General features: G+C 59.8%; 7 protein-coding genes. 5 read left to right on the top strand and 2 right to left on the bottom strand.

Features of this window, described 5'->3' with window-relative positions:
• Nucleotides 1-517: class I SAM-dependent methyltransferase (locus PSV43_RS01405; RefSeq protein ID WP_300192925.1), on the top strand; the 517-nt coding region annotated here is incomplete at its 5' end.
• Here the strand turns inward: PSV43_RS01405 and PSV43_RS01400 are convergent.
• Both PSV43_RS01400 and PSV43_RS01395 read right to left on the bottom strand, forming a co-directional pair.
• Nucleotides 498-1,898: a nitrilase-related carbon-nitrogen hydrolase gene (locus PSV43_RS01400; RefSeq protein WP_300192923.1), complete on the bottom strand. Its 1,401-nt coding sequence runs from the start codon at nt 1,896-1,898 to the stop codon at nt 498-500. The genes PSV43_RS01405 and PSV43_RS01400 overlap by 20 nt on opposite strands.
• 100 nt (nt 1,899-1,998) lie before the next feature.
• Nucleotides 1,999-2,718 (bottom strand): hypothetical protein, encoded by a 720-nt coding sequence (locus PSV43_RS01395; RefSeq protein ID WP_300192921.1) that lies wholly within the window; start codon nt 2,716-2,718, stop codon nt 1,999-2,001.
• A 197-nt stretch (nt 2,719-2,915) separates the two neighbouring features.
• On the opposite strand from PSV43_RS01395, the gene PSV43_RS01390 reads away from it, so the two are divergent.
• The 4 genes from PSV43_RS01390 (at nt 2,916) to PSV43_RS01375 (ending at nt 7,651) form a co-directional block, all read left to right on the top strand.
• Entirely contained in the window at nt 2,916-3,188 is a 273-nt protein-coding gene (locus PSV43_RS01390; RefSeq protein ID WP_300192919.1) for a WXG100 family type VII secretion target, read from the top strand.
• 33 nt (nt 3,189-3,221) lie between these two features.
• Complete coding sequence (locus PSV43_RS01385) at nt 3,222-3,719, top strand: hypothetical protein (protein ID WP_300192917.1); 498 nt, start codon at nt 3,222-3,224, stop codon at nt 3,717-3,719.
• Between the two features lie 100 nt (nt 3,720-3,819).
• The gene (locus PSV43_RS01380) at nt 3,820-4,020 is read left to right on the top strand and encodes a hypothetical protein (protein ID WP_300192915.1); all 201 of its coding nucleotides are present in this window, start codon (nt 3,820-3,822) and stop codon (nt 4,018-4,020) included.
• Nucleotides 4,004-7,651: an FtsK/SpoIIIE domain-containing protein gene (locus tag PSV43_RS01375; RefSeq protein WP_300192913.1), complete on the top strand. Its 3,648-nt coding sequence runs from the start codon at nt 4,004-4,006 to the stop codon at nt 7,649-7,651. Before PSV43_RS01380 ends, PSV43_RS01375 begins: the two co-directional genes overlap by 17 nt.
• The last annotated feature ends 153 nt before the right edge of the window (nt 7,652-7,804 follow it).

The following is a 7,804-nucleotide window of genomic DNA, read 5'->3' as shown; positions in this document are numbered from 1 at the left end:
TGCTGAAATATGCAAACAGGTGAAGCCGCGAAATGTGCTCGAAACCGGCTTTTGCACCGGACGTTCGGCCGCCTGCGTACTCCATAGCAGCGGGAAACTGAAAAGGATGATCAGCATCGACATCAACCTGGATTACAAGGCCCCGCATGGCCGTCGCATGGCCGCCTTGATTAAAGGGAAGTTTCCTGCATGGGATGTCATTGAAAACTCTTCGCGCGTAATCCTCTCGCCGGAGTTTTTTCAGCGCGAGTTTCCTCAAGGAATTGATCTCGCGACGATTGACGGGGATCACACCTATGACGGATGCAAGTTCGATCTGGAGACCGTGGCTCCTCACATGACCCCTCAGGGGGTCATGGTCGTGGACGACTACCGCTCAGGCCCGCCCAATGGCACACGCATCGAGAGCGTGACCCGAAGCGTTGACGATTTTTTAGCCAAGCACAGGTGCGATTTCGTGGGAGAGCGCTGGCACAGGAAAGGAAAGGGGTTCTGTATTATCCGGCGTGCGCCCTAAAATGGGCACCTTTGGCAAATCTGCACTGCGGCAGCGTGGCGAGGCGCATTAACAGTGCTTTGGCATCAGAAGGTGGCAGTTCCTGGCCGCGTTCCCATCGGCGCACGCGTTGGTGTATGACGCCTATGACTTTTGCCAAGCTTTTCTGAGTCATCCCATGGCATCTCCTCGTCTTGAGCACGACCTCGCTGGCTGCGGCCTCAGGAGCGGGGTAGTAGCCGAGAAAGGAGATGATGGCGGGCCACTCGGACACGACAGGCAGCCTTTCGTCACGCTCCCAACGGTCGTATACCTCTCGCAAAGTGCCAAGTTCATTCGCAACATCCTCTTGACGTAATCCCAGAACCAGCCGCTGCTTGCGAAGATGCTCGCCAAGGCTCTTTGGTTGTTGGGTTACACCTTTCTTTCTGAGAATGAAGGATTTAAATGCCTCAGTGTTCACCTTGATCGTAAAAAAGCAAAAAGGCAAAATAGGGTGAAGCGTGACTTTCCGGTACTTGCCCACCAGCGCCCCATCCGGGCCCATCAGCGCCGCCGTGTTGTACAGCGTCTTGCCCTCGCGCTCCACCAGACCGGCGACGATGTACAAGTGGTGCTCCTTGGCCAGCTTGCCGAAATACTCGGTGCTCGGTCCGGGCACGCTCTCAGCGCATTCGGCCATCGTCTTGCCCGTGCCGTAATAAGTGAGCGTCTCGCCGAGCACCACAAGGTCGGCTTTCTGCTGCGCGGCGGCGGCGATCAGCGGCGCATACTGCGGTGGTTTGTCAGTGGGGTTTTTGCCGTCCTTCGGCTGCAGGTGAATCGTGGCCAGCCTGACCTTGCGCGGGGCAGGGGCGGCCACGGCGCCGAGTGACACATCGCTCCATTCCACACGCGCATTGGCAGCCCACTGGAGATAAAGTTCGATCTTCGCCTGCCGCGCCTTCACCGGCGCACGTAGCGTGCTCTCGCAATGCGTCCACTGGTTCGCTTCACCCTCATGGACTGGCGGATATTCAGGCTCCGCACGCGGCACCGTACCTTTGGCGTAGCCTTGCTTCGCAGGCTCCTCCCACTGGACGGGTTTGCCGTTTTCATCCTGCCACAGAATGCGCGCATAAACGCTGCGCCGCGCCGTAGGCATGGCACTGGCTTTTTTCCAGGCGCTGAACTGGTAATGCTGCCCGCCCTCGATCGGCAGCGTGCGCGTCCAGCAGCCGATCCATTGTTCGCCCGCGCCCGTTTTGAGGATTAGCGAACCCTTGCCCCCATGCCCGCCTGTCTGGCTGACTTCCGCATCCGGCTTCGCTTCATCACGCGGGGACCACAGCGACCAGCCGTCTGGAAACGCCGCAGGCGCAGCCGTGGCGAGGAGGAAGAGCAGGGCGGTGAAGGATTTCATGCGTTCTTATACGCACACAAGTCCTCCGATTGCACAGAGTCTCAAATAGCCGATCTCCGGCGCTTGCTTTTCGCGGTGTCGAATTCTGCCGCAGGCTTCTTCAGGCTTCATAGGGTGCTACCCACTGCGTCTTTTCCAGTTCCAGCGAGGGGGTGAAAATCACGAAGGGGATGGGGGTCTCGTTCTCGGTTGTCCACAGCATCTCGGGCACCGTGGTGAAATGCAGACCGACATACAAGCTGCCGTCCTTGGCGATGGTTATCCCGGAGGGGGTGAGTGTCACAGATGAGCACTCCTCCAGCGGATGCGGCGCTGTGAGCAGGGCGCGTGTCGCAGTGTCGATCAGGGTGTCGTAGCGGGCAATGAACTGCTGCCAAAGCGCGACCTGAGTATCCGTAGGGCTGCTGCCTTGCCCGTTTAGATTCACCGTCTGACCCGTCGGCAGCATGGGATTGGCATGCCAGGTGGTGAAATACGGCAAATGCTCGAAATCATCCATGATCGGATGATGACCTGTAACGCGGACTTCTCGACGCTTTCTGCGGGCTGCTTCATAGACTGACAGGGTGGCCAGCACGGCTCCGAATGCCGTGGCAACTTGAAGTATGATGCGGGCTGCGACCGGAGTCGAGACTGCAAGAATGGCCGGGACAGTTGTCAGTTTGATGGCGGTGGCTCCCATTTCTAGCAGCCACAGACCGAGGCAAACCACAGGGCCGATGATGCAGATGGTAAAAAAACCACAGGCGAAGGCAATGATCCATCCCCGAAGTGTCGGGTGCTTAAAAGCAATAGCGGATTGATTGGGGAAAAACTTCATCGGAAAATGTGCCAAGTGAGATGGGGGGAAGCCCTAAATGAGACTAAAGATATATTCATCATGCGAACCATTCGAACTGTCGAGACTTTTTGCGTAAACAAATAAAAGACTGGTGTTTGCCGATGGTAATCGCAGATGCCGCCCGAATTCGTCGCAAAAACATTCGTCAATCTTCATTCGCCCTTCATCATTGATTCATGGCTCAGGCAATCATGAATCCCGAGGAGGTCCGGCGCTTTGCGCAGGAGCTGAAGCGCTTCAACACGGAAATGCAGCAGCGTTCTGCCTCCCTGCAGAGCCGCTTTGCCGCCCTCGGTGAGACCTGGCAGGACGCGGAGCACGAAAAGTTCGCGGGGGAGTTCACCACCACCATGAAGGCGATCAAGCGCTTCATGGAAATGTCCGAACTCCACACGCCCTTCCTGCTGCGCAAGGCCCAGCGCATCGAGGAATACCTCGGTCAGCGCTAAGTCCAGGAACCCCGGACACCGAACTGCTGAAACATGGCTGACCAGGCACGCATCTCGAATCTCGACTCCATCGAGTCCTTCCGTGTTGCTCTCATCGTGTTCATCAACAAGACCCGTCAGACGCTCGACTCCATGCAGGACGCGGTGAAAAAGTCCCGCGGCTGGGTGCAGACGGAGCAGCCCGCCTATTGGAACACGCAGATCCGCCTGCGGCAGAAGAAGCTCGACATGGCGCAGCAGGAGCTCATGAGCGCGCGCATGTCCGAGTTTGTGGATAATCCCACCTTCCAGCAGATGGCGGTGCGGAAAGCCCGCGCCGCGCTGGAGGAGGCGCAGGCCAAGGCAGATCGCACCAAGACCTGGGGGCGTGACTTTGACCGCACCATTGATCCGCTGGCTCGCAAAACGGACTCCCTGCGCGACTACCTCGACGGCGATCTTACCAAGGCCGTGGCCTATCTCGTCGAAATTCAGAAAATTCTCCAGGCTTACAACGAAACTCCTGCCACTCCCCCAAGTTCTCCTTCTTGAACTCGGTCTGCCCTCTGCCGTTCGCCGCCTGATCTTTACCGTTCACCGCTTATTGCTTACTGTTTAGCGCCTGCTGCCTACATATACCACTTACCGGCCCATGAATCTCATCCAAAACGCCCGCGAGCTTTCAGAGCAATGGCATGCCACCAAGCTACACTGGCGGGATGCCAAGGCGCTGGAGTTTGAAAAAACTTATCTGGAGCCACTGCCCGGACTCATGACCAAGACCGGCGCCATGATCAACGAACTCGAAACCCTGCTCCGAAAGATCCGCAAAGACTGTGAACAGCTCCCTTGACCTTCGCTCCTCGCGCATAGCCTCCCTGCACATCTCGCTGCGTGACACCATCGGCGACTTTGCCACGCGCAGCGAGCAGATCGCCCGCGAAATCCGTTCCAAGCGTTACACCTCCGAACAAAACCACCTGCAGCAGTTGGAGACGTTTGATGCCCAGCACGGCACCACCGTCAACCAAGTGGCGGCACAGTGGGATGAGTACGTGAAGACCATCCACGCCCGCCATGCGTTTCGCACGACGGCCTTCAAACGCTACGAGGACCGCATCAAGCGCGATCTGCCCGCGATGACGCAGAAGGAACGCGAGCGCTGGCTGGGACGGCAGCAGATGCGCCGGGTGCATGCGGATGCCATTCGCAAACGCGGACTGCAGCAGCTTGATCACAACGCAGACGCCCTGCTGTCGCGTCTGACCACCGCCAAAGAACGCCTGCTGGCAGTGCTGAAGGCATCAGGGGAGCGTCTGGGCCGCAAGACGGCGCCCGCACCGAACACCCATCTCACGCTGGCAGACATTCCCGCCCGCATCGAAGACATCGAAGGCCACGCGCAGGGCCTCGAAAACCAGCTCGGCACCGGCAAAAGCTCCGGCATGTTTAAGATGTTCTCCAAGCCGCGCGTGGACCTGCAGGAGCTCAGTCTCGCGGTGCTGGACTACGAAACCTGCCTGCAGGAATTGGACGCCGCCAAGGCTGCTGCTGCAGCGCAGTTGCAGGCGGAATATGATCATACGGACGCACTGGTGACCGCCGACTGGAACCTCACGGAAGAAGTCGCGGAAAAATTTCGGCAGGCCATGCGGCGGCGGCTCGCCACCCAAATTCCCGCCTGTCTCGCGCGCAATGAACGTCTCCTCGCCCGCAATCAGCAAAGATTCGAGGTGCAAAAAGCCGCCGCCATCGCGCAGGTCAGCGGCCCCCTCATGCACGAGCGGCAGCAGTTGAATGACCAGCATGACGCTGCGATGCATGCGATGCAGGCCGTGGCACAGCAGCGCTGGTTCAAGCTCCAGGCCGAGTGGAATCAGAAGATCCCGCCGCTCCTCACCGCCGTGGACGAGATCAAACTGGATCCCGCAGCGCAGTTCACGCCCTGGAGCACCACCTATCAGCCCCATGACCTCTTCCCCTACGCCGTGCGGCTGGGTGCGCTGGAGCTCGACCTGAGCACCACCGGGGCCATGCTTGCCAAGGAGACTCCTTTCGATCTGAGCGGGTATGAGCGCATCACACTGCCTCTGGCGCTTGCCTTCCCGCAGGAAGGTTCGCTGCTCATCGAAACCGACGACGACGGCGGCAAATGGGTGGCTGATGTGATGAACCACGTCATCTTCCGCCTCTTCACCCAGGCCCCTCCCGGCAAGGTCCACTTTACCATCATCGACCCCGTCGGTCTGGGCCAGAACTTCGCCGGACTCATGCACCTGGCGGACTACGAACCCGCCCTCATCAACCGCCGCATCTGGACGCAGCGCGAGCAGATCGAAGAGCGCCTCGCCGAACTCAACGAGCACGTTGAGAAGGTCATCCAGATGTACTTGCGCAACGAGTACGCGACCATCACCGAATACAACGAGCAGGCCGGCAGCGTGGCGGAGAAGTACCACTTCCTCGTCATTGCCGGGCTGCCCGCCGCCTTCAATGAATCATCGATGGCGCGCCTGAAGAGTATTATCATGAGCGGCGCGCGCTGCGGCGTGTTTGTGCTCATTCACTGGGACAAACGTCAGCCGCTTCCTGAAGGACTCAGCGCCGAGGATCTGCGCAAAAACTGCCTTCGCATCGTGCGGGAAAAAGGTGTCGTCAGCTTCAGCGGCATTCGTACGCTGGAGCTCGATGCACCGCCGGCGGATGTCATCGCCGCCGATCTCGCCCATCAGATCGGGCAGGCCAGCATCGACTCCAACCGTGTGCAGGTTCCCTTCAGTGTCGTCACGCCCAAGGAGATGTGGTCAGAAAGCACCACGAACGAACTCCGCGTCGCCATCGGCCGCACTGGCGCGACGAAGCTGCAGTACCTCGCCATCGGCAAAGGCACCAAGCAGCACGCGCTGCTCGCAGGTAAAACAGGCTCCGGTAAATCGACCCTGCTGCACATCATCATCACCAATCTGGCGCTCTCATGCAGCCCGGATGAGGTCGAATTCTATCTCATCGACTTCAAGAAAGGCGTCGAGTTCAAGTGCTACGCGGATAACAAACTGCCGCACGCCAAAGTCATCGCCATTGAGAGTGATCGCGAATTCGCCCTGAGCGTGCTGCAACGCATCGACGAAGAACTCCGCCGTCGTGGTGAGCTGTTTCGCAAGGCGGGCGTGCAGGATCTCGCCGGTTATAAGCGCGTCGGTGGGGGCGAGCCGATGCCACGCTCCATGCTGATCATTGACGAGTTCCAGGAGTACTTCACCGAAGACGACGCCGTCGCACAGGGAGCCGCGCTGCTGCTCGATCGCATCGTGCGCCAAGGCCGGGCCTTCGGCATCCACGTCTTCCTCGGATCGCAGACCCTCGGGGGTGCCTACACACTCGCACGCACCACGCTGGGGCAGATGGTCATCCGCATTGCCTTGCAGTGCAATGAAGCCGACGCCGCCCTCATCATGGACGACACCAACACCGCGCCGCGCCTGCTCTCGCGTCCCGGCGAAGGCATCTACAATGACGCAGCCGGTGCCGTGGAAGGCAACAGCCCCTTCCAAGTCGTCTGGCTCACCGACGAAGAGCGTGACGCCAACCTCGTCAAAGTCACCCAGCTCTCCAAGATGCGCGGCTTCAGCAAGAAGCGCCCCATCGTCTTTGAAGGCAACATGCCCGCCGACGTGCGCGACAACGCGCTGCTGAATGCCGCCCTGGAAAATCCGCCGGTCAAAGCCCTGGCTGATCCCAAATGCTGGCTCGGCATGCCCAATGCCATTAAAGGCCCCACCGAAGCCATCTTCCCGCGTCAGAGCGGCCGCCATCTGCTCCTCGTCGGTCAGAATGACGAAGCCGTCGCCGCCATCATCGGACTCGGCATGCTCGCCCTTGCCGCGCAGCAACCGCGCACAAATTTGGCGAAGTTTTATCTCGTGCACGGTTCCCTCGCCGACACACCCGAATGTGAATTCCTCGAAAGCATCGCCCGAGGCCGCGCGCAGATTTCACAAGGCCACGAGGCCCCCGATTTCATCGCTGAAATCCACGCCGAGATGAAGCGCCGCAGCGATGAAGGCAGCGCCGGAGATCCGCCCATCTACCTTTTCATCCACGGTCTGCAAAAGTTCCGCAAGCTGCGCTACGAAGAGGACTTCTCCTTCGGCGGCGACGACGCCCCCAAGCCCGGCAACCAGCTCAACGAGATCATCTCCGAAGGCCCGCCCCTCGGCATCCACCTCATCACCAGCCTCGACACCCTCAACAACGTCAACCGCTCCCTCAGCCGCAAAGCCGTCAGCGAACTCGGCATGCGCGTCCTCTTCCAGATGAGCGCGAATGACTCCGCCAGCCTCATCGACTCCCCCAAAGCCAGCATGCTCGGCCTGCACCGCGCCCTCTTCTACAGCGAGCACGAATCCCGCCTCGAAACCTTCCGCCCCTTCGCCCTCCCTGATGCCGGGTGGGTGGCGGAAGCCATGACGCAGTTGGGGAACTAGCCGGTGCCCCCATATTTCCCCTGACCTTTACCCACAAGTGGGCTTTGCTCACTGCGCGATGTCATGCAGATCATGCTTATCTCGGACTGATCTTCCTGGTCTCGAAGGCCAACGGCCTTCTGCACCACAGCGAAGGGTTGCCGAGCCCTAGCG

The organism is Prosthecobacter sp. (genome assembly GCF_029946185.1).
Lineage (GTDB): Bacteria > Verrucomicrobiota > Verrucomicrobiia > Verrucomicrobiales > Verrucomicrobiaceae > Prosthecobacter.
This window is presented reverse-complemented; position numbering and strand designations above follow the sequence as displayed.